At 63.3% G+C, this 20,176-nt stretch carries 20 protein-coding genes and 1 tRNA gene; 12 read left to right on the plus strand and 9 right to left on the minus strand.

Features of this window, described 5'->3' with window-relative positions; genetic code table 11:
* Positions 1-43 precede the first annotated feature (43 nt).
* The 4 genes from VPH40_RS12675 (at position 44) to VPH40_RS12690 (ending at position 3,164) form a co-directional block, all read left to right on the plus strand.
* The gene (locus tag VPH40_RS12675) at positions 44-889 is read left to right on the plus strand and encodes an ABC transporter ATP-binding protein (protein ID WP_099665906.1); all 846 of its coding nucleotides are present in this window, start codon (positions 44-46) and stop codon (positions 887-889) included.
* 17 nt (positions 890-906) lie between these two features.
* Positions 907-1,266: an MmcQ/YjbR family DNA-binding protein gene (locus VPH40_RS12680; RefSeq protein ID WP_328573587.1), complete on the plus strand. Its 360-nt coding sequence runs from the start codon at positions 907-909 to the stop codon at positions 1,264-1,266.
* Entirely contained in the window at positions 1,263-2,519 is a 1,257-nt protein-coding gene (locus VPH40_RS12685) for a phenylacetate--CoA ligase family protein (protein ID WP_328573588.1), read from the plus strand. Before VPH40_RS12680 ends, VPH40_RS12685 begins: the two co-directional genes overlap by 4 nt.
* Before the next feature lie 63 nt (positions 2,520-2,582).
* Complete coding sequence (locus VPH40_RS12690; protein ID WP_099377742.1) at positions 2,583-3,164, plus strand: hypoxanthine-guanine phosphoribosyltransferase; 582 nt, start codon at positions 2,583-2,585, stop codon at positions 3,162-3,164.
* A gap of 48 nt (positions 3,165-3,212) precedes the next feature.
* On the opposite strand, the gene VPH40_RS12695 is transcribed toward VPH40_RS12690, so the two are convergent.
* The 3 genes from VPH40_RS12695 to VPH40_RS12705 all read right to left on the minus strand — a co-directional run bounded on the left by VPH40_RS12695 (position 3,213) and on the right by VPH40_RS12705 (position 5,430).
* Positions 3,213-4,166 (minus strand): NAD(P)H-dependent flavin oxidoreductase, encoded by a 954-nt coding sequence (locus VPH40_RS12695; protein WP_099665909.1) that lies wholly within the window; start codon positions 4,164-4,166, stop codon positions 3,213-3,215.
* Positions 4,167-4,264: 98 nt separating this feature from the next.
* A complete protein-coding gene (locus tag VPH40_RS12700; RefSeq protein ID WP_328573589.1) occupies positions 4,265-5,188 on the minus strand; it encodes an MBL fold metallo-hydrolase in 924 nt (307 codons plus the stop codon).
* An 8-nt stretch (positions 5,189-5,196) separates the two neighbouring features.
* A complete protein-coding gene (locus VPH40_RS12705) occupies positions 5,197-5,430 on the minus strand; it encodes a DUF1289 domain-containing protein (protein WP_328573590.1) in 234 nt (77 codons plus the stop codon).
* A 277-nt stretch (positions 5,431-5,707) separates the two neighbouring features.
* Here VPH40_RS12705 and VPH40_RS12710 point away from each other — a divergent pair, with 277 nt between their 5' ends.
* Together VPH40_RS12710 and VPH40_RS12715 are read left to right on the plus strand one after the other, a co-directional pair.
* Positions 5,708-6,121, plus strand: a complete 414-nt coding sequence (locus VPH40_RS12710) for a CopG family transcriptional regulator (RefSeq protein WP_289899651.1) — start codon at positions 5,708-5,710, stop codon at positions 6,119-6,121.
* 54 nt (positions 6,122-6,175) lie between these two features.
* Complete coding sequence (locus tag VPH40_RS12715; protein WP_328573591.1) at positions 6,176-7,429, plus strand: extracellular catalytic domain type 1 short-chain-length polyhydroxyalkanoate depolymerase; 1,254 nt, start codon at positions 6,176-6,178, stop codon at positions 7,427-7,429.
* Here VPH40_RS12715 and VPH40_RS12720 read toward each other — a convergent pair.
* The 3 genes from VPH40_RS12720 to VPH40_RS12730 all read right to left on the minus strand — a co-directional run bounded on the left by VPH40_RS12720 (position 7,422) and on the right by VPH40_RS12730 (position 11,954).
* Positions 7,422-8,573: a response regulator gene (locus tag VPH40_RS12720; protein ID WP_251349544.1), complete on the minus strand. Its 1,152-nt coding sequence runs from the start codon at positions 8,571-8,573 to the stop codon at positions 7,422-7,424. The genes VPH40_RS12715 and VPH40_RS12720 overlap by 8 nt on opposite strands.
* A 31-nt stretch (positions 8,574-8,604) precedes the next feature.
* Entirely contained in the window at positions 8,605-11,661 is a 3,057-nt protein-coding gene (locus VPH40_RS12725; protein ID WP_289899654.1) for a response regulator, read from the minus strand.
* 95 nt (positions 11,662-11,756) lie between these two features.
* A complete protein-coding gene (locus VPH40_RS12730; RefSeq protein WP_099665916.1) occupies positions 11,757-11,954 on the minus strand; it encodes a cysteine-rich CWC family protein in 198 nt (65 codons plus the stop codon).
* A 231-nt stretch (positions 11,955-12,185) separates the two neighbouring features.
* Here VPH40_RS12730 and argB point away from each other — a divergent pair, with 231 nt between their 5' ends.
* Positions 12,186-13,079: an acetylglutamate kinase gene (argB, locus tag VPH40_RS12735; RefSeq protein ID WP_010393729.1), complete on the plus strand. Its 894-nt coding sequence runs from the start codon at positions 12,186-12,188 to the stop codon at positions 13,077-13,079.
* A 65-nt stretch (positions 13,080-13,144) separates the two neighbouring features.
* A tRNA-Thr gene (locus VPH40_RS12740) sits at positions 13,145-13,219 on the plus strand.
* A gap of 145 nt (positions 13,220-13,364) precedes the next feature.
* On the opposite strand, the gene VPH40_RS12745 is transcribed toward VPH40_RS12740, so the two are convergent.
* A complete protein-coding gene (locus VPH40_RS12745) occupies positions 13,365-14,234 on the minus strand; it encodes a TraB/GumN family protein (protein ID WP_328573592.1) in 870 nt (289 codons plus the stop codon).
* 95 nt (positions 14,235-14,329) lie between these two features.
* Here VPH40_RS12745 and VPH40_RS12750 point away from each other — a divergent pair, with 95 nt between their 5' ends.
* From VPH40_RS12750 to pabB, 3 genes are all read left to right on the plus strand, one after another.
* Complete coding sequence (locus VPH40_RS12750) at positions 14,330-15,064, plus strand: pyrimidine 5'-nucleotidase (RefSeq protein ID WP_328573593.1); 735 nt, start codon at positions 14,330-14,332, stop codon at positions 15,062-15,064.
* A gap of 102 nt (positions 15,065-15,166) precedes the next feature.
* Positions 15,167-15,742, plus strand: coding sequence for a nucleoid occlusion factor SlmA (gene slmA / locus VPH40_RS12755; RefSeq protein WP_099665918.1), 576 nt, complete (start codon positions 15,167-15,169; stop codon positions 15,740-15,742).
* A gap of 21 nt (positions 15,743-15,763) precedes the next feature.
* Positions 15,764-17,608 carry an aminodeoxychorismate synthase component I gene (gene pabB / locus VPH40_RS12760; RefSeq protein ID WP_328573594.1) on the plus strand — a complete coding sequence of 615 codons (1,845 nt, stop codon included), beginning with the start codon at positions 15,764-15,766 and terminating at the stop codon, positions 17,606-17,608.
* Positions 17,609-17,692: 84 nt separating this feature from the next.
* Here pabB and VPH40_RS12765 read toward each other — a convergent pair whose 3' ends face one another.
* Both VPH40_RS12765 and VPH40_RS12770 read right to left on the minus strand, forming a co-directional pair.
* A complete protein-coding gene (locus VPH40_RS12765) occupies positions 17,693-18,052 on the minus strand; it encodes a DUF1428 domain-containing protein (RefSeq protein ID WP_099665920.1) in 360 nt (119 codons plus the stop codon).
* Positions 18,053-18,167: 115 nt separating this feature from the next.
* On the minus strand, positions 18,168-18,761 hold the full coding sequence (locus tag VPH40_RS12770) for a glutathione peroxidase (RefSeq protein ID WP_289912542.1): 594 nt from the start codon (positions 18,759-18,761) through the stop codon (positions 18,168-18,170).
* 180 nt (positions 18,762-18,941) lie between these two features.
* Here VPH40_RS12770 and VPH40_RS12775 point away from each other — a divergent pair, with 180 nt between their 5' ends.
* Positions 18,942-20,069, plus strand: coding sequence for an extracellular catalytic domain type 2 short-chain-length polyhydroxyalkanoate depolymerase (locus VPH40_RS12775; protein ID WP_328573595.1), 1,128 nt, complete (start codon positions 18,942-18,944; stop codon positions 20,067-20,069).
* The last annotated feature ends 107 nt before the right edge of the window (positions 20,070-20,176 follow it).

Genomic DNA, 20,176 nt, shown 5'->3' on the forward strand with positions numbered 1-20,176 from the left:
CGGCCAACGCCGGTCCCGTGTTGAACATTTTAAAGAAGCAGCCATGACCCACACTGCCACGCAAGCCCCGATCCAGGCGGAAACGCCGCCGCCCTACCTGTCGGTGAACAATATCGAAGTCATCTACGACCACGTGATCCTGGTCCTGAAGGGCGTGTCGCTGCAAGTGCCGCAAGGCAAGATCGTGGCGCTCCTGGGCGCCAACGGCGCCGGCAAGTCGACCACCCTGAAAACCATCTCGACCCTGCTGCGCGGCGAACGGGGCGACGTCACCAAGGGCGAAGTCCAGTTCAAGGGCGAGCGCGTGGACCAGCTGACGCCGAATGAACTGGTGAAGCGGGGCCTGTCGCAAGTGATGGAGGGACGCCACTGTTTCGGCCACCTCACCATCGAGGAAAACCTGCTGACGGGCGCCTACACGCGCAGCCTGTCGCGCGGCGAGCTGAAAGACGCGCTGGACAAGGTGTATCACTACTTTCCGCGCCTGAAAACGCGGCGCAGCAGCCAGGCCGGTTACACCTCGGGCGGCGAACAGCAGATGTGCGCCATCGGCCGCGCGCTGATGGCCAAGCCATCGATGATTTTACTGGACGAGCCGTCGATGGGCATCGCGCCGCAGATCGTCGAAGAGATCTTCGGCATCGTCAAGGACCTGAACCACAAGGAAAACGTGTCTTTCCTGCTGGCCGAACAGAACACCAACGTGGCCCTGCGCTACGCCGACTTCGGCTACATCCTGGAAAACGGACGGGTCGTGATGGAAGGGCAAGCGCAGGAACTGGCCAGCAACGAAGACGTCAAAGAGTTTTACCTGGGCGTCTCCAGCGCCGGGCGCAAGAGCTTCCGCGACATGAAGTTCTACCGCCGCCGCAAGCGCTGGCTGGCCTGACATAGGGAGTTACCGTCATGGACCTGGAACGGGCGAAGCAAGTGTGCCGCGGCTTTCCCGGCGCAACGCAAGACATCAAATGGAGCAACGTGCTGGCGTTTTGCGTCGGCGGCAAGATGTTCGCGCTGTGCGGCGCGGAAGCGCACAGCACGCGCGGCATGAGCTTCAAGGTCGATGCGGAACGCTTCCTGGAATTGACGGACCGCCCCAGTTTTCGCCCGGCGCCCTACCTGGCGCGGGCCAAATGGGTGCTGGTCGCCAGTCCCGACGCCCTCGACGACGACGAAATGGCCGCCCTGCTGCAGCGCTCATACAGCCTGATTGTTGCGGGGCTGACGAAAAAAATGCAACGTGACATTGGAGAATCCGCAACATGACCGATACGCTCGACAGTCTGGAAGCACGCGCCCCCGAAGCGCGCGAACGCGAATTGATGGCCGGCCTGCCGCAGCTGATCGCGCGCGCGCAACAGGCGCCGGGCTGGGCCCGCATCCTCGATGGCGTCAACGCAGCCGACATCACCAGCCGCGCCGCGCTGGCGCAGCTGCCCGTGACGCGCAAGTCCGACCTCAAGCAATTGCAGCACACGCAACTGCCGTTCGGCGGCTTGAACACGACGCCGAAAAACGCCCTGTCGCGCGTGTTCGTCTCGCCCGGCCCCATCTTCGATCCCGAAGGCCGCGGCCCCGACTGGTGGCGCTTCGCGCGCCCCATGTACGCTGCCGGCGTGCGCGCCGGCGGCCTGCTGCAAAACTGCTTTTCGTATCACTTCACGCCGGCCGCCTTCATGGTCGAAGGCGGCGCCGCGCGCATCGGCTGCACCGTCATCCCGGCCGGCATCGGCCAGACGGAAATGCAGGTGCAGGCGATGGTCGACCTGAAGCCCGACACGTATATCGGCACGCCGTCATTCCTGAAACTGATCATCGAGAAAGCCCGCGAAATGGGCGCCGACATCAGCAGCGTCACCAAGGCCGTGATGGGTGCAGAAGCCTTGCCCGAGTCCCTGCGCAGCTGGTTTGCGGAGAACGGCGTGCCGCACGTGTTCCAGACCTATGCCTCGGCCGACATCGGCAGCATCGCCTATGAAACGGCCAGCAATGGCAAGCTCAATCCCGGCATGGTCGTTGACGAAAACGTGCTGCTGGAAATCGTCCATCCGGGCAGCGGCATTCCCGTCGCGCCGGGCGAAGTAGGCGAAGTGGTCGTCACCGTCTTCAATGCCGACTACCCGCTGATCCGCTTCGCCACGGGAGACTTGTCCGCCGTGCTGACGAACGCGCCGGAGTCGCCGTGCGGCCGCACGAATACGCGCATCAAGGGCTGGATGGGGCGCGCGGATCAAACCACCAAGGTGCGCGCCATGTTCGTGCATCCGTCGCAGGTGCATGAAATTGCACGCCGCCACCCGCAGATCAAAAAAGCACGGCTGGTGGTATCGGGACGCATGGCCAACGACGAGATGACTTTGCATTGCGAAGTCGACGATCCGCTGGACGCCAGCGGCGTGGAAGCCATCATCGGCTCGATCCGCGAACTGACCAAGCTGCGCGGCGACGTAGTGCTGGTGGCCGTGGGCAGTCTGGCGCAGGATGGGAAAGTTATCGACGACATGCGCGATTACAAATAAGGCCGATTTGCGGGATAATACCGGCATTGACCATCAGCCCCATTCATCGCCATGCAAGAGTCCATGCAAGAATTTCATCACAACCGTGCCCGTGACCTGATCAAGAACGCGGAACTGCTGTTCGACCAAGACGCCGTGCAGGCTTCGATCACGCGCATGGCCGATGTGCTCAACACGCGCTTCAACGCCGAGGATTCGAAAGAGTTCCCGCTGGTGCTGGGCGTGATGGGCGGCGCCGTCGTCTTTACGGGCAACCTGCTGCCGCAACTGAGCTTTCCGCTCGAATTCGACTACATCCACGTGAGCCGCTACGGCGACGACGACAAGGGCGGCGAAGTGGTGTGGAAAGTCATCCCCCGCTCGAATGTAGCGGGCCGCACCGTCATCGTGCTCGACGATATTCTCGACGAAGGCGAAACCCTGGCACACGTCAAGCAGCGCCTGCTGGACATGGGCGCCTCGGAAGTGATCCTGGCCGTGTTTGCCGACAAGGCCATCGGCAAGAAAAAACCCGTGCAAGCCGACATCGTCGGCCTGGTGATCCCGAACCGCTTCGTCGTCGGCTTCGGCATGGATGCGTATGGCTACTGGCGCAACCTGCCGGGCTTGTGGGCCATCAAGCCTGAGGATTTGAAGCAGGAATAAGGATGGCTTGGATGACGCGGCATGCCGCGTCATCCGGCAGCAGCAGAGTTACAGCTTCAACCGCGCGCGCGCCGCATCGTATTCGGCTTTCAGGCGCGCCACCATCTCTTCCACGCTCGGCACGTCATCCATCAAGCCCACGCCCTGACCCGCGCCCCAGATGTCGCGCCAGGCCTTGGCGCTGCCCGAGCCGAAATTCATCGCGCTCTTGTCCGCTTCGGGCAAGGCTTCCGGATCGAGTCCGGCCGCTTCGATCGATTTTTTCAGGTAATTGCCGTGCACGCCAGTAAACAGGTTCGTGTAGACGATGTCCGCCGCGCTGGAATCGACGATGGCGTCGCGGTAGCCATCGCTGACGTTCGATTCCTTGGTCGCCAGCCAGCGCGAGCCGATGTAGGCGAAATCGGCGCCCATCGCTTGCGCGGCCAGCACGGCGTCACCCGTGGCGATGGAACCGGACAGCGCCAGCGGACCGTCGAAGAATTTGCGCACTTCGCCCACCAGCGCGAACGGCGACAGGGTGCCCGCGTGGCCGCCGGCGCCGCTGGCGACCAGAATCAAGCCATCGACACCCGCCTCCAGCGCCTTTTTCGCGTGACGGATCGAAATCACGTCATGCAGCACGATGCCGCCATAGCTGTGGATGGCGTCGAGCATTTCCTTGGGCGGCGCACGCAGCGAGGAAATGATGATGGGGATCTGGTGTTTCACGCACACTTCCACGTCGTGCGCGAGGCGGTCGTTCGACTGGTGCACGATCTGGTTGACAGCGATCGGCCCGACTTTCTTGTCCGGGTTGGCGGCCTGGAAGGCGGCCAGTTCGGCCTGCAAGTCCGTCAGCCACGTGTCGAGCAATTCGGCGGGACGCGCATTCAGGGCCGGGAAGGAACCGACGATGCCGGCCTTGCACTGCGCCGCGACGAGGGCCGGGCCGCTGGCGATGAACATCGGCGAGGCGATAACGGGTAAGGAGAGGTTTTGCAACGCAACAGGCAATGCCATGGCGGACTCGCTGGAAAGTTGATCGGACGTAAAAAACACTGAACGTTGATTATAGTGCAGAAAAAGTACGATCGTGCTGAATTTATCGCACCGACGTTTCAACCCTCGTTCAGCAAGTACTCACCCTCGACGTGCGCCGCTGCAGCCCTCAGCAACTGGGATACAGCCCACTCGGCCAGCGCGGCCGCCTCCTGGCGCAGGAAGCGCCGGTTGGCTTCCTCGAAGATGGGCATGCCGCGCAACAGGGCCGGTATCTCGGCGAGGGCGATGCGCTGGCGTTCCAGCAGCAGGAATTTCAGCAGCACCTTCACGGCGTTCTGCGCATTGCGCACGGGATCGGACGCCAGGTAATCGAGGCGCGAATACGCGCGCTGCAGGGCGCCGGCGGCATCCGTGAATGGCCGCCCGTGGCCTGGGATCACCACGCGCACGTCCAGGCTGGCGATCAGGTCCAGGGTGGCGCGCGCTTCCAGAAAGCCGGAGCCGCCATCGAGTTCCGGAAAGATCACGCCGAAGCCGTTTTCCCACAGAGCGTCGGCGGAAATCAGGATGCCCTCCTGGGCGCAGTAAAAAATCAGCGAGTGCGGGTCGTGGCCCGGTGCGCCCAGCGCCTGCCAGGCCATGTCGGCCAAGGTCAACGTGTCGCCGGGCGAGACGGTGGCGTCAAAGCCGAAGCGCGGGCATTGCTGGCCCGTGGCCTGGAAGCTGAGGGCATCGATATCCCAGGCGCGCACCTTGTCCGCTTCCGATACGGGAATGGCCGTATGGCAGCCGTATTCGGCTTGCAGCAGCGCGTTGCCGCCGCAATGGTCGGAGTGCAGATGCGTATTGAACAAGCGGTCCAGGGGACGGCCATCGAGACTGTGGCGCAGCAGGGCCAGGGTTTGCGGCGCATGCGTGACATAGCCGCTGTCGATCAGGGCCGTGTCGTCCCTGCCCTGGAACAGGATGTTATTCGACGACAGCCAGCCGCGTTCGAACACCTGAATGGAATCGGGGAACAGCGCTGGCGATCGCGGCATGGGCTTCCTCAGTAATCGGGCTCGAAGTCGAGCAGGGATACACGGCCCGGCAATTCGGCCAAGACGGCGCGCTTGAAGTCGTCGTTGGCCTTGCTCCAGGCGATGATCTCGTCGAGCGTGCGCAGGCAGCCTTCGCACAAGCCGCTGTTGCGGTTCATCTTGCACAGACTGACGCAGGGCGACGGCACCGGCGACGGCAAAGTGAGCGGAGCGGCTGGCGGAGGTGGGGTAGCGACCATCATGGAGCGGCATCGGTAAACGTGAAGGCATTCATTATGCCGCGAAACCGCGCCGGCGAGTCGGCGGCATCGCCCTGCAATGACACTGTCAACATATTTTCCGACGGAAAAGTAATCGAAAATACATTATTTGAAAATTTATTTTGCGGCCCGTCTCACTCTGCGGGAGCCCGTCCTACAGCGTGATCAGGCCAGATCCTGCTTGACTTGAGATATTTCAGAACTATACTACCATCCATACAGATGGCAATTGGATGCCACGTGGAGTTTTTGGAGAGATATGGCCAAGCAAGACAGCAAGCCCAAAATTGGGGAATCCGAGAAAATCACGATCAACCTCGGCTTGATCGACCTGGGGCAGATCGATTTGCTGGTCCAGGAGGGATTTTATTCCAACCGCACGGATCTGATCCGTACGGCCATACGCAATCAACTCAATACGCACGCCGACGTGGTGAAACAAACCGTCGCCCGTAAAAGCCTGGTATTGGGCATGCAGCATTATTCGCGCGCCGACCTGGAAGCGATCCAGGCAGCCGGCCAGCGCCTGCAGATACAGGTGCTGGGACTGGCCAGCATCGCCAGCGACGTCTCCGTGGAACTGGCACTTGCCACCATCGAGTCGATCTTCGTATTAGGTGCCCTGCACGCCAGCACCGTCGTCAAGACGGCGCTCGCAGGGCGAATTCACTAGCGTATTGGTTCGCGGCGATGACCCGGCCGATGCGCGGCACCGTTAAGGATGGTCATGAAACTACCTCTCAACATGTTGGCGCAGATGCGCGCCGCAACCCGCAATCTGTTGGGCAGCGGTCCCGCCGCCGCCACCGAAGCCATTCAGCAGGCGCTGTCCGCCGCCGGCCTGGCGCCGCAGGCGGCGTCCACACAACAACAGCCGATGCGCGATATCAATCAGCCACCTGCGCCACCACCGGCGCAACCATCTGCGGCAACGCAACCGCAAGCTGACGCCGCGCCCCCCACACCCGCGCAGGCGGCGCAGGACTTCGCGCAGGATTTCATGGCGCGCCTGGGCGTGCCGGCAGGCCTGGGCCAGCACAGCTTCGACATGCCCAGCTTCGAGCTGCCAAACTTCCACCCGTCCGGCTTCAACGCGCCGGCCGCCACGCCAGCGGAGATACCCGCCGGCGCGCAATTCATCGACGGCGTGTACCGCAACCATGCGGGCACGCGTTCGTACAAGCTGTATATCCCCAGCAGCTATCATGGCCAGGCCATGCCGCTGATCGTGATGCTGCACGGCTGCACTCAAAATCCCGACGATTTTGCCGCCGGCACGCAAATGAATGCGCTGGCAGAAGAAAAGGAGTGTTTTGTCGTCTACCCGGCGCAGACGCAGGGCGCCAACAGTTCGCGCTGCTGGAACTGGTTCAACGCCATCGACCAGCAGCGCGACCAGGGCGAACCGTCGCTGATCGCCGGCATCGCCCGGCAAGTCATCGACGACTACCCGGTCAACGAGCACGAAGTGTTTGTCGCCGGCCTGTCGGCGGGCGGCGCCATGGCCGTCATCGTCGGCACCCTGTACCCCGACCTGTTTGCCGCTGTCGGCGTGCATTCGGGTCTGCCCTTCGCTTCGGCGCAGGACTTGCCGTCGGCGCTGGCCGCCATGAAGGGCGGCGCCATGCCCAATGCCCAGCGCAAGGCGCCGGCGGGCGGCGTGCCCATCATCGTTTTCCACGGCGACCGCGACACCACCGTCAACCCGCGCAATGGCGATGAACTGATCGCCCAGGGCGTGCGCAGCCAGGCGGGCGGCAAGGCGGCCAAAGCCGCTTCCGTCGATGGCAGCGTGCCGAATGGCCACCGCTACACGCGCACCACGCACAGCCAGGCCGATGGCTCGCCGCTGGGCGAACACTGGGTCATCCACGGCGCCGGCCATGCCTGGTCCGGCGGCAGCGATAACGGCAGTTACACGGACGGCAAAGGGCCGGACGCCAGCCGAGAGATGCTGCGCTTCTTCAAGACCGTCAGCTGATGTTTTCGGCGAACGGCGCGATCTGCCGCTGCTTGTCGGCTATCTCGCACACGCCGTCGGCATAGCGGTTGGAGATGGCGATGAACTGGTCCTGGATCTGCAGGAAGGCGTCGACGATCTCGGCGTCGAAATGCGAACCGCGCCCCTCGACGATGATCTGCACGGCCTGCGCATGGTCCATGCCCTGCTTGTAGATACGCCGGCTGATCAGGGCGTCATACACGTCGGCCAGCGCCATCAGGCGCGCTGAAATCGGGATGGCTTCGCCAGCCAGGCCTTGCGGGTAGCCGCTGCCATCCCATTTTTCATGGTGGCTGTAGGCGATCTCCTTCGCGTACTTGAGGAAATCGACTTCGATGCCCAGCTCGTGCTCGGCCGCCAGGATGGCGTCGCGCCCGAGCGTGGTATGCGTCTTCATGATGGCCATTTCGTGCGGCTCGAAACGTCCCGGCTTGAGCAGGATATGGTCGGGAATGCCCACCTTGCCGATATCGTGCAGCGGCGCCGTCTTGAACAGCAGTTCGATATTCTTGTCCGTCAAAAAATCGCGGAAACGCGGCAGGCCGCGCACTTTCTCGGCCAGCGCTTTCAGATAGTGCGAGGTGCGGCGGATATGGTTGCCCGTCTCGCTGTCGCGCGTTTCGGCCAGCGAGGCCATGGCGTGGATGGTGACGTCCTGCAGCGCCGCCACCTCCTGCACGCGGCGCTCCACCTCCGTTTCCAGGTACTGGTTCTGGTCGCGCAAGAAATCCTGCATCTGCTTCATCGCCAGCTGCGTCCTGATGCGCGCCAGCACGATGGGCGCCGAAATCGGCTTGGTGATGTAGTCGACGGCGCCCAGCGCCAGACCCAGCTGCTCGTCGGCCACTTCGCTCATGGCAGTGACAAAAATCACGGGGATGCCGGCCGTGGCGGGATCGGCCTTCAGCGCGCGGCACACATCGTAGCCGCTCATGCCCGGCATCATGATGTCGAGCAGGATCAGGTCGGGCTGGTCGCTGCCGGCGGCGATCTTCAGGGCGCGTTCGCCATTGACGGCGATCTTGGTGCGGTAATCGTCTTCCAGCACCGCGCGCAGCAGGTCGATATTGTCTGGTGTGTCGTCGACCACCAGAATGGTTGGCTTGCTTGCCGGCGCTCTCATGCCCGTCCTTCGCTCTGCATAGTTATCCTTGTCACAGTGTCAGCTCCAGCGCATCGGCCACCTCGCCCAGCTGCGCCAGCGCACCTTCGAAATCGTATTGTCCCAGCATGCGCTTCAACTGGCGCGCGTGTTCCGCCTGCCCGGCCGCGACAAGCACGGGGCCGATGCCGTCCAGGTGCTTGACGGCCTGCGCATCGTCCTGCAGCAGCAGCTGCGACAATTCGCGCAAGCCCGCTTCCAGGTGCGCCCGGTCCACCGCCGCCACTGGCGCCACCGCCGCGCCGCCCGCCTCGGCCACATGGCCGCGCGACTGCATGGCCAGCACGATCTTCGGCACCAACTCGTCGAGCGCCAGGGTGCAGGCGGCCAGCGCCTGCGGCAAGCCGTCGTGCGAACCCAGGCTGAGCAAGTGCTCGACCCGCGCGGCGCTGTCGGCCAGGCCGCCGGCGCCGATATTGCCGGCCAGGCCCTTCAGGGTATGCGCTTCGCGGATCGCCGTCTCGAGCTGGTTGTTCTCGATGGCGGCAACGATGCGCTGCATGGCGTCGAACTGGGTTTCCACAAAACGGTCCAGCAATTTTCGCATCAAAACGGCATTGCCGCCCACGCGACGCATGGCTTCCGCCATTTTCAGACCGGCGATCACGGGCAACTCCGCTTCCGGCTGCGCCACCACCGCCGTCATTGCCTGCGGCGTGGCTGGAGCGATCCAGCGTGCCAGGGTACCGAACAACTGCGCCACGTCGATCGGCTTGGCGATGAAATCGTTCATGCCGGCATCCAGGCATTTTTCCTTGTCGCCCACCATGGCATTGGCCGTCATGGCGATCACGGGCAAATTCGAATAACGGGGGTCCTGGCGCAGCTTGCGCGTCGCCTGGTAGCCATCCATCACCGGCATCTGGCAATCCATCAGCACGCCGTCATAGGCGTTTTCCTCGATCTTCGCCAGCGCGATGGCGCCATTGCCCGCGATGTCGACGCGGATGCCGGCGTCGTTGAGAATATGCTGCGCCACTTCCTGGTTGACTTCATTATCCTCCACCAGCAGCAGCCAGGCGCCGCGCAAGGCGCGTTCGTCGTCGCGGTAGCTGCTCTGGCGCTGCGTCTTGCGGCTCTGCCCCGTCACGCCGCCAAACACGAACGATATCTGGTCGAGCAGGGTCGAGGCGCTGACCGGCTTGTTCAATACGCCGTCGAACGGCAAGTCCCGCTGGCGCGCCGCCTCCAGCAGCGCTTCGCGATGGAAGGCCGTGACCATGATGCAGGCCGGCGTCGCATCGATGCCGGCGGCATCGGCGCGGATGCCGGCCAGGGTATCGAGGCCGTTCATGCCCGGCATTTTCCAGTCCATCAGCACCAGTCCGTACCCTCGCCCCTCGGCGCGCGCCTGCGCCACGGCGCCGATGGCCAGCACGCCGCCAGACACGGCACGCGCCTCGAAGCCCAGCGCCGTCAGCATGCTGACGAAGATTTCACGCGCGCTGGGGTTGTCATCGACCACCAGCACGCGCAGGCCCTGGAATTGCTGCTGATGCTGCAGTTGCGACAGGCTGTCGCGCGGCACGGCGGCCAGGCCGAAGCGGGCCGTGAAGAAGAAGGTGCTGCCCACGCCCGCTTCGCTGACCAGGTCGATCTCGCCTTCCATCATTTCCACCAGGCGCTTGCTGATGGTCAGTCCCAGGCCCGTGCCGCCATGGTGGCGCGTGGTCGAGGTGTCGGCCTGGGTAAAGGCCTGGAACAATTTGCTGCGCTGGGGCGGTGTGAGGCCGATGCCCGTGTCGCGCACATCGACGCGCAAGACAGCCGCATGTTCTTCCAGCTGCTGCAGGCGGATGCTGACGACGATCTCGCCCTTGTCCGTAAACTTGATCGCGTTGTTGGTCAGGTTGATCAGCACCTGGCCCAGGCGCAGCGGGTCGCCCTGCAAGGCGTTCGGCACATTGGGGGCGATGTCGAACAGCAGTTCGAGCCCCTTGTCCTGGGCGCGCATCACGGACAGGTCGGCGATCTGCGCCAGCACGTCCTCGAGGAAGAAATCGACTTTTTCAAAGGCCATCTTGCCCGCCTCGATCTTCGAGAAATCGAGGATGTCGTCGATGATGGCCAACAGGTTCTTCGAAGCCGATTCCACCTTCTCCAGGTAATTGCGCTGGGTCGACGTGAGGTCCGTCTGCAGCGCCAGATGGGTCATGCCGATGATGCCGTTCATCGGCGTGCGGATCTCGTGCGACATATTGGCCAGGAAGTCCGACTTCATCTTGGTCGCATCCTCGGCCACTTCGACGGCGTGGCGCAGGTCCTGCTCGACGGCCAGGCTGGTGCTCATGTCCTTGAGCGCCTGCAGCAATTCGCCCGTCTCGTCGCGCGACGTCACTTCGATGACGGAACTGAGGTCGCCATTGGCCACGCGCGTGGCGATCGCCACCGCCTCGCCCAGCGGACGCGTGATCGAGCGCGCCGACCAGGCAAAGGCGAGACCGGTCAGCAGGGCTGCCAGGCCGATGCCGCCCATCAGCAGCAGCGAGGTATCGATGTCGTTGCGTATCCGGGCCGCGCTGTCGCGGATCAGTTGCTGCTGCAAGTCATCGAGCTGGCTCACGTACAGCAGCACTTTTTCCAGCACCGGCAAGGTCTGCGTCTGCATGGCCTGCTCGGCGCGGGCATCCTCGCCGCGTTCGACCAGTTCGAACATCGTCTTGAGCGACACATAGTAGTCGGCGCGCGCCAGGTGCATCTGCTCCAGCAGGCGCCGCTCCTCGGGCCGCGCATCGAGACCGTCGAGGATGCGCACCTGCTCATCGATGCCCTGCTTGATCGCCTCCAGGCGCGCCTGGTTCGCCTGGCGCAGCGCCGGCTCGTGCTGGCTCGGCAGGTTGCCGATGCGCGTGGCCGCCTCGCGCGCCAGTCCGTGGATCTTGCTGGTGGCCTTGGCGGCGACCCAGTCGCGCTGCAGGATATCGTCGGTCTCGGCGCGGATAGCATAGATGCGGCTCCCCGCCAAGACGATGACGACCAGCATCAGCACGATCAAAATGGCATAACCGGCATTGATGCGCACGCCGATGCGGATATCCCTGAAGCGCATAACTTTCCTGTAAGAAATTCTTAAAAATCGAAGTCTGAACGTATTCCCCTACAAAATGCAAGGTCTTTTGCAAAGGAAAAAGCGCGCCGATGCGCTTATCTGGCCGGCGTTGCTGCCGGAGGGGTCAAGGCGGCGATGCGCTCTTGCAGGCAGGCGGGGCACCAGCAGCCCACGGCGGTGCTGCCGGGCACGGGAACGGCCGGCGGCAGGGCCACGCACCAGCAGGGTTCCTTGGCGTCCGGATCAAGCTGGCCGCACTGGAAGGTGGCGCCGCACAGGCTGCATACGCTCATGGCTGTGTTTGAATTGGCAAGTGTGTGTCCTGCCGCGCCAGGATACGACGCAGATGTAACGGGCAGTAAAAGGGCTGGCTGGGGGGCATATCGGGCCAGACTATAGGATCATCAGGGAAAATACAACAAGATCGCCCTATAATGCCTCCAAGATTTTCTTCTTCCCTGTAAAATCCCACAAATCTATTTTCCGGACTCGCCATGAATCAACTAGCTAACTTGAACCTGGACATGAATGACGACTTGACGGCGGTGTCGCCACAAATCAAGGCGCAGATTCTGGCCGAGGCCCTGCCCTACATCCGCAATTTCCATGGCAAGACCATCGTCATCAAGTACGGTGGCAATGCCATGACGGACGAACGCCTGAAGCACGGCTTCGCGCGCGACGTCATCCTGCTCAAGCTGGTCGGCATGAACCCGGTCGTGGTGCACGGCGGCGGACCGCAGATCGACAACGCGCTGAAAAAAATCGGCAAGCAAGGCACCTTCGTGCAAGGCATGCGCATCACCGATGAAGAAACCATGGAAGTGGTGGAGTGGGTGCTGGGCGGCGAAGTGCAGCAGGATATCGTCATGCTGATCAACCATTACGGCGGTCAGGCTGTGGGCCTGACGGGCAAGGATGGCGGCTTGATCCGCGCGCGCAAGATGCAGATGCCGGACCGCGAACATCCGGGCGAATTCCTCGACATCGGCTTCGTCGGCGAGATCGACGCGATCAACCCGGCCGTCGTCAAGGCCCTGCAGGACGACGCCTTCATTCCCATCATCTCGCCGATCGGTTTCGGCCAGGATGGCCAGGCCTACAACATCAACGCCGACGTGGTAGCCGGCAAGATCGCGGAAATCCTGAAAGCGGAAAAGCTGATCATGATGACCAATATCGCCGGCGTCCAGGACAAGCAGGGCAACCTGGTGACCGACCTGTCGGCGCGTGAAATCGACGAGATGTTCGCCGACGGCACGATCTCGGGCGGCATGCTGCCGAAGATCTCGTCCGCGCTCGACGCCGCCAAGTCCGGCGTGAACACGGTGCACATCATCGACGGCCGCATCGAACACTCATTATTGCTGGAAGTGTTGACCGAGCAAGCTTTTGGTACTATGATCCGTTCGCACTAAAAAAATCGCAACGGATCACAGCGAGTAGTTTGGCGGCGCAGATCACCTGGCGCCGCTTTTAATTTGCCCTTGTAGCTCAGTGGTAGAGCACTCCCTTGGTAAGGGAGAGGCCACGTGTTCGATCCACGTCAAGGGCACCAGTATCCTTTCCCCGCAGCTGAAAAAATGTCCATGGCGGCGTTGTACTGCCTCGCCGTACATGCGTACTGTCTTCGTCAGTACGCCTTGCCCTGAACACTTTTCCATCTGCTCTGCCGCCGTTTGTTGCGCGGCTAAGCCACCAGTTCAATACACCCGCTCGACCTTCAAGCCCTTCTGACGCAATAAATCCGGAACGCTTTTCGTGCCCACCAGGTGCAGCACGCCGATGGCGGCCAGGCTGGACTTTTCGCGCGCCAGCAACCTGGCGATGCCGTCAGCCAGGGCGGGGTTGCGGCCATCCAGCAACACCTTTTGCACGAACTGGGCGGCGAACGACGGGTCTGTCGCTGCCTTGGCGGCCAACCTGTCGAAGGCGGCCGCGTCGGCCGTGCGCCAGGCGTTGGCGATCTCGCGCGCTTCCTGGCTTTGTTCCTGGTCCTCGATCGACGCCACGCCGTCTTCCAGGAAGCGGCACTGGTCGGCCGGCGACATGGCGCCGAACAGCGCCATCTGGCCTTCCATCGACTCGAGTTCCACCATGGGGATCTTGCGCGCCTTGGCCTGCTGCGACAGATAATTGTCGACGGCCAGGTCGGAGCGGTAGCCGAGCGTGGAAAACTCGCCGATGGCCAGCATGCTGGCCAGCATCCACGGCTTCATCGGCGCCACCGACTCGGCTGGAATGCCGTATTTTTGCAACAGCGGGGCCAAGCGCGGGGCCAGGGTCTGGCGGCAATCAAGCGGCAATTGGCTGCCCGGCGCCTCCATGCCGTACTTCAGCACGGCGCCCAGGGCGGCGCGCGGGTCGGCGCCGGGATCGATCTCCAGCGCCAGCGCGCCAGCCTGGTGCAGCGCCTGCGTCACGGTCGGCTCGAGCGGATAAAAATCGGGCGCGCCGACGTGGATGGTGCCGAACAGATACAGGGTGTGGCTGGCGTCCTGCACCTTGAACAGGGCGCCCCGGTTTTGCGCCGCGGGCGGCGCTTCGGCAAAGGCCGCCGGCAACGGCAGCAAGAATAATCCGCAAAACATCACTATAATCTGGCGTCGCATGGTTTTCCTGATTGTTGAATTTTTCATCTTGCTTATCATCTTGCCTAAAGACTCCTGTGCCTGTGTCCCATCTTAACCGCTCGTCGCCGGTCTGGCTGTTTGACCTCGACAACACGCTGCACAATGCCTCGCACGCCATCTTCCCCACCATCACGGCCAATATGAACACGTATATTGCCCGCGTGCTGGGCGACGGCGTGACGCCGGCCGACGACGCCATCGTCAATGCGGCGCGCGCGGCCTACTGGCGCCGCTATGGGGCCACCTTGCTGGGCATGGTCAAGCACCATCAGGTACAGGCAGCGCATTTTTTGCACGAGACGCACGCGTTCGACGATTTGCGCGCCATGATACGCGCCGAGCGGGGGCTGGGGGCTTTACTCAAACGCCTGCCTGGCCGTAAAATTTTACTCACCAACGCGCCGCTGCGCTATTCGAGCGACGTGATGCGCCACCTGGGACTGCGCCGGCACTTTTCACACCACGTCGCCATCGAGGCGATGCATGTGCACCGCCAGCTGCGGCCCAAGCCATCGACCCTGATGCTGCGCAAACTGATGCGCAAGCACCAGATCCGCCCTGGCCGCTGCATCTTGGTGGAAGACACCCTGGCCAACCTGAAGGGTGCGAAAAAACTGGGCCTGCGCACGGCATGGGTCACGCAATACCTGAAAATGGCGGATCCGATCGGCGTGGCGAAGTTGCCCAAGGCGTTAAATCGCCCCGCTTACGTCGATGTCAAAGTAAAATCTGTCCGGCATTTGGCACGCCGCCTTCACCGTCTGCGTTGAAGGGGACTCCTGGGCTTCCGGTTGACGCCGGAAGCCGCACCGCTAGCGGCGGTGACGGACCTCCCCATCAAGGCAGCATTTTTTTTAACGACAAGAGAAAATATGGCAAGCACACCGCCGGGCCAACGCAGGCTACAAATTCTTCAGGCCCTCGCCGCAATGCTGGAGCAGCCGAAAGGCGAAAAGATCACCACTGCCGCACTGGCGGCCAGACTGGCCGTGTCGGAAGCGGCCCTGTACCGCCATTTCGCCAGCAAGGCGCAAATGTTCGAAGGGCTGATCGAATTCATCGAGTCGAGCGTTTTCGGCCTGATCAACCAGATCGCGGAAAAGCACAGCGACGGCATGACGCAAACGCGCGACATCGTCGGCATGCTGCTCAATTTCGCCATCAGCAATCCGGGCATGACGCGTGTATTGATCGGCGATGCGCTGGTCAATGAGGACGAGCGCCTGCAAGTGCGCATGAACCAGTTCTACGACCGCGTGGAACTGGCGCTCAAGCAGGCCTTGCGCGTGGCCGCCGCCGAAGGCCATGGCAAGGAAAGCGAAGTGGCGGCGCGCGCCACCCTGATCGTCGGCTTCGTCATCGGACGCTGGCACCGCTACGCCAAGAGCGGCTTCAAAATCAATCCCTCCCAGGAAGCGGCGCTGCAAATCGCCATGCTGCTAGGGTAAGTCACCGCCGCGGCTGTCCCCATGCATACCGACTGTTTCGCCCTGCTCGACGACGCCAGCACCCCAGGCGCCGGTTCGCGCCTGTACACGGGCCTGGCGGCGGTCTTGCAATGCACCGAGGGGCAGGCCTGGCCCGAGCTGCTGGAAGGCCTGCAAGACGCCTTACATCGCGGCCAGTACGCCGTCAGCGTGTGCAGCTACGAGCTGGGGGCGCATTTGCTGGCCATGCCGCCGCGCGCGGCAGGCATCAACGCGCCGCCGCTGGCGCAAGTGCTTGTCTTCGACCATTGCACGCCGCTGTCGCAGGACGAGGTGGCGCAGTGGCTGGCGAAGCACGCGCCGGCGACCACGGCACCCGCCGGCGTGGCCGGCATCGAAGCCAATGTCGACCAGGCCGCATTCACGCGCGCCCTCGAGCGCATCCACGACTACATCGTGGCCGGCGACACCTATCAGGTCAACTACACGTATCGCTTGCGCTTCGACGCCTTCGGCTCGCCCCTGGCCCTGTATGCGCGGCTGCGCGCGCGCCAGCCCGTGCCCTACGGCGCGCTGGTGATGCTGCCCGATGGCGGCGCCCTGCTGTCGCTGTCGCCGGAACTGTTCGTGCGCCATGCGCAAGGCGAGCTGATGGCGCGCCCCATGAAAGGCACGGCGCCGGCCGCCCCGCCTGAGCAAACGGCAGAAAACGCGCGCCGCGCCAGCGCCCTGGCCAATGACCCGAAGAACCGCGCGGAAAACCTGATGATCGTCGACCTGCTGCGCAACGACATCGGCCGCATCGCCGTCACCGGCTCCGTCAAGGTGCCGGCCCTGTTCGAGGTGACGCGCTACAGCAGCGTGCTGCAAATGACCTCCACCGTGCAGGCGCGCCTGCGCGACGACGCCAGCCTGGCCGACGTCTTCCTGGCCTTGTACCCGTGCGGCTCGATCACGGGCGCGCCGAAACGCCGCACCATGGAAATCATCGCCGAGCTGGAGCCGGCGCCGCGCGGCATCTATACGGGCGCCATCGGCTGGTTCGACCCTCCCGCCGCCGGCGCTACCCACGCGGTGGGCGACTTTTGCATGTCCGTGCCGATCCGCACCCTGGCCTTGCAGCCGGCTGGCCCTGACGGCATCCGGCGCGGCGAGATGGGCGTGGGCGCCGGCATCGTCCTGGACAGCGACCCGCACGAGGAATTTGCGGAGTGCCAGCTCAAGGCCCGCTTCCTCACGGGCCTCACGAACGACTTCGAACTGTTCGAGACCCTGCACGCCAGCCGCGCCGGCGGCTGCCGCCAGCAGGAGCGCCATCTGGCGCGCCTGGCCGCCTCCTGCGCCTACTTCGGTTTTGCCTGGAGTGAGAGTGCCGCGCGTGCCGCGCTGCAGGCGGCCTGCGCGGCACACCCGGACGATGCCCCCTTCCGCCTGCGCCTGGCGCTGCGCCAGGATGGCCAGTTCACGACGCAAAGCGGTGCACTCACCGCCCTGCCGGACACGGTAACCATCCTGTTGGCGCCCGACGCCACCGTGGCGGACGACCTGTTCCTGCGCCACAAGAGCAGCGTGCGCGCACGCTACGACGCGGCCTGGCGCGCAGCCGAGGCGCGAGGCAGCTTCGACATGCTGTTCTTTAACGAACGGGGCGAACTGACGGAAGGCGGGCGCAGCAATGTCTTCGTCCGCCTCGATGGCCGCTGGCATACGCCGCCCCTGTCCTGCGGCCTGCTGCCCGGCGTGCAGCGCGCGGCCATGCTGGCCGATCCCGCCTGGGACGCGCAGGAAACCATCATCACGCGCCCCATGCTGGCACGGGCCGAAGCGGTTGTCGTGTGCAATGCGCTGCGCGGGGCGTTGCCGGCACATATTATCGCTAGCGCCTGAAACCGTTCAGGGCAAGGCGCATTGCCGAAGGTAGTGCAACTGCACGACGAGGCATTGCAACGCCGCCATGGACTGTTTCAGCCGCTAGAGGTCCACCTGCATTTCATAACCGCCGTAGATCATCCGCTTGCCATCGAACGGCAGCTTGGCCGGATCCATCATCTCGGCCAGGCGCGGATCTTTCATGACCTTGTCGTTGATTTCATCGCGCTTGGCGCGCGACGCATACACGATCCAGGAAAACACCACCACTTCGCCATCCTGCAAGTCCACCGCCTGCGGGAACGACGTCAGCTTGCCTGGCTTGACATCGTCGCCCACGCATTCGCGAAATTCCAGCGCGCCGTACTCGCGCCAGATGGCGCCGCAACTGCGCGACATGGCCAGGTAGGCTTCGAGCTTGGCTTTCGGTACGGGCACCACAAATCCATCGACATACGCCATGATGTTCTCCTTGGTTGTGACAAACGCGAACAACCAGCTTAGGACAATGATGGCAAGACGACAAGCGCGGCATTAAAAAAAAGCAGGCGATCAAGCCTGCTTGCGTGTCGGCAACTTACAGCGCCAGCGCTTTTTCCACCGCGCCCACCAGTTTCTTGTCGTCCGGCGTCACCTTGCTGGGGAAGCTTTCCACCACTTTACCGTGACGGTCGATCAGGTATTTGTGGAAATTCCAGGCCGGGGTCTTGCCCGTCTGCTTGATCAAGTCCACATACAGCGGATTCGGCGCGGGGCCGGAGACCACCGATTTGGCGAACATGGGAAACTTCACGCCATAGGTGTTGTAGCAGAAATCGGCGATTTCCTTGCTGTTGCCCGGCTCCTGCTTGCCGAAATCGTTCGACGGGAAGCCCAGCACCACCAGGCCCTTGCTGCCGTACTTGGCGTACAGCGCCTCGAGCCCTTCATATTGATTGGTAAAACCACAATAACTTGCCGTATTGACCACCAGCACCACCTTGCCCGCGTACTGGCACAGGTTTTGCGGCGCTTCATCCTGCAGGCGGTTGAAGGTCTGCTTGAGAATCGCGGGGCAGGCGGCCGGCGCGACGGCAGCTGTAGCGGTTTCGGCGGCATGGGCCGGCATGGCCAGGCTGGCGCCGGCGGCAAGGGTGGTGAGCGCAAACAGCTGGGCAAGAGTCTTGGACATGAAGGGCACCATGGTTGAACGGAAAAAACCATTCTATGTCAAACGCCGCGCGCGCGCATGAGGGCCACAAGAACAGCAATTGCTTGAGCGACATCAACGATAGTGCAGTACTTGCCCATCGCACAGTTTTTTTACCTATGCTCGGCCTTCCTATCCCATTTCTTGCCTTGTGGAGTCGCCATGCCCTTCCCGCACCTGACCGCATTACCCACCGCCCTGCTGGCCGCCAGCCTGCTCACCCTGGCGCCAGGCGACACGCTCGCCGCCACGGCCGCCAAAGCGGCCAAACCCGCCGCGACCAGGGACGCCCCCGCCCTGCCCGGCTACCAGGCTGACCTGAGCCAGACCACCGTGTCCGGCCTGTCCTCGGGCGGCTTCATGGCGGCGCAGTTTGCCGTCGCCTACTCGGCCACGGTGGCCGGCGCCGGCATCATCGCGGGCGGCCCGTATTTCTGCTCGGGCCAGCCAGGCCGCTTCCCCTACATCCCCTACCTGACGAATGCCCTGACCACCTGCATGAATCCGGGCAGCGCGCAGGTGGCGCCGCCTGTCGCCAGCGAATTGCTGCGCGCGGCGAACGACTTCGCGCGCGCCCGCCTCATCGACGACACGGCCAACCTGAAACGCCAGCGCGTGTATCTGTTCAGCGGAACGAAAGACCAGACCGTGACGCGGCCGGTGGTGGAACAGGTGGGAAAATTCTATGCGCTGGCGGGCACGCCGGCGGAGCAGATCCGCTTCGTCGACAATGTCGGTGCAGGCCATGCCATCATCACGGACAACAACCAGGACAAGGCTTGCGATGTAACGGCGTCGCCCTTCATCAATGACTGCGACTTCGTGCAGGCGCGCGACATCCTGCAGCACCTGTATCCGGACCTGCAGCCCGCGTCGACCACGCTGACGGGCAAGTTGATCGCCTTCAACCAGCGCAGCTTCATCCAGAACGCATACTCGAGCATGAACAATACAGGCTACGCCTACATCCCGAAAGCCTGCGACAGCGAGAGCTGCCGCGTGCACGTGGTGTTCCACGGCTGTTTGCAAACGACGCAAGCCATCGGCGACCGTTTCTATACCAGCACCGGCTACAACCAGGTGGCGGACGCCAACAAGATCATCGTGCTGTATCCGCAGGCCGAACCGAGCCCCGTCTACCCGTACAACCCGAAAGGCTGCTGGGATTTCTGGGGCTACACCAGCCTCAATCCGATCGACCCGGATTTCTACCGCAAGAGCGGCACGCAGATGGAAGCGGTCAAGGGCATGCTGGACAGGTTAGGATCGGCTCGCAACAGCCGTCGATAACGGACGTCACGGATGCTTGAGAAAATCGTAGCGAGCGGCAACGAGGCTCGGCGCCCCCATCTGGCTAAGAAGCGCAGCTGTACTGAGTACGGGGCCGCCGAGGCAGC

The organism is Janthinobacterium sp. P210005 (genome assembly GCF_036231865.1).
GTDB lineage: Bacteria > Pseudomonadota > Gammaproteobacteria > Burkholderiales > Burkholderiaceae_D > Janthinobacterium > Janthinobacterium kumbetense.

Bases quoted from the DNA above. Each gene is read 5' to 3' on its own strand.
- VPH40_RS12710 (WP_289899651.1), top strand. From the start codon at position 5,708: ATGGCCAAGCAAGACAGCAAGCCCAAAATTGGGGAATCCGAGAAAATC.
- VPH40_RS12690 (WP_099377742.1), top strand. From the start codon at position 2,583: ATGCAAGAATTTCATCACAACCGTGCCCGTGACCTGATCAAGAACGCG.
- slmA (WP_099665918.1), top strand. From the start codon at position 15,167: ATGGCAAGCACACCGCCGGGCCAACGCAGGCTACAAATTCTTCAGGCC.
- VPH40_RS12695 (WP_099665909.1), bottom strand. From the start codon at position 4,166: ATGGCATTGCCTGTTGCGTTGCAAAACCTCTCCTTACCCGTTATCGCC.
- pabB (WP_328573594.1), top strand. From the start codon at position 15,764: ATGCATACCGACTGTTTCGCCCTGCTCGACGACGCCAGCACCCCAGGC.
- VPH40_RS12720 (WP_251349544.1), bottom strand. From the start codon at position 8,573: ATGAGAGCGCCGGCAAGCAAGCCAACCATTCTGGTGGTCGACGACACA.
- VPH40_RS12705 (WP_328573590.1), bottom strand. From the start codon at position 5,430: ATGATGGTCGCTACCCCACCTCCGCCAGCCGCTCCGCTCACTTTGCCG.
- VPH40_RS12715 (WP_328573591.1), top strand. From the start codon at position 6,176: ATGAAACTACCTCTCAACATGTTGGCGCAGATGCGCGCCGCAACCCGC.
- VPH40_RS12765 (WP_099665920.1), bottom strand. From the start codon at position 18,052: ATGGCGTATGTCGATGGATTTGTGGTGCCCGTACCGAAAGCCAAGCTC.
- VPH40_RS12675 (WP_099665906.1), top strand. From the start codon at position 44: ATGACCCACACTGCCACGCAAGCCCCGATCCAGGCGGAAACGCCGCCG.
- VPH40_RS12680 (WP_328573587.1), top strand. From the start codon at position 907: ATGGACCTGGAACGGGCGAAGCAAGTGTGCCGCGGCTTTCCCGGCGCA.
- VPH40_RS12700 (WP_328573589.1), bottom strand. From the start codon at position 5,188: ATGCCGCGATCGCCAGCGCTGTTCCCCGATTCCATTCAGGTGTTCGAA.
- VPH40_RS12775 (WP_328573595.1), top strand. From the start codon at position 18,942: ATGCCCTTCCCGCACCTGACCGCATTACCCACCGCCCTGCTGGCCGCC.
- VPH40_RS12685 (WP_328573588.1), top strand. From the start codon at position 1,263: ATGACCGATACGCTCGACAGTCTGGAAGCACGCGCCCCCGAAGCGCGC.
- VPH40_RS12725 (WP_289899654.1), bottom strand. From the start codon at position 11,661: ATGCGCTTCAGGGATATCCGCATCGGCGTGCGCATCAATGCCGGTTAT.
- VPH40_RS12770 (WP_289912542.1), bottom strand. From the start codon at position 18,761: ATGTCCAAGACTCTTGCCCAGCTGTTTGCGCTCACCACCCTTGCCGCC.
- VPH40_RS12730 (WP_099665916.1), bottom strand. From the start codon at position 11,954: ATGAGCGTATGCAGCCTGTGCGGCGCCACCTTCCAGTGCGGCCAGCTT.
- argB (WP_010393729.1), top strand. From the start codon at position 12,186: ATGAATGACGACTTGACGGCGGTGTCGCCACAAATCAAGGCGCAGATT.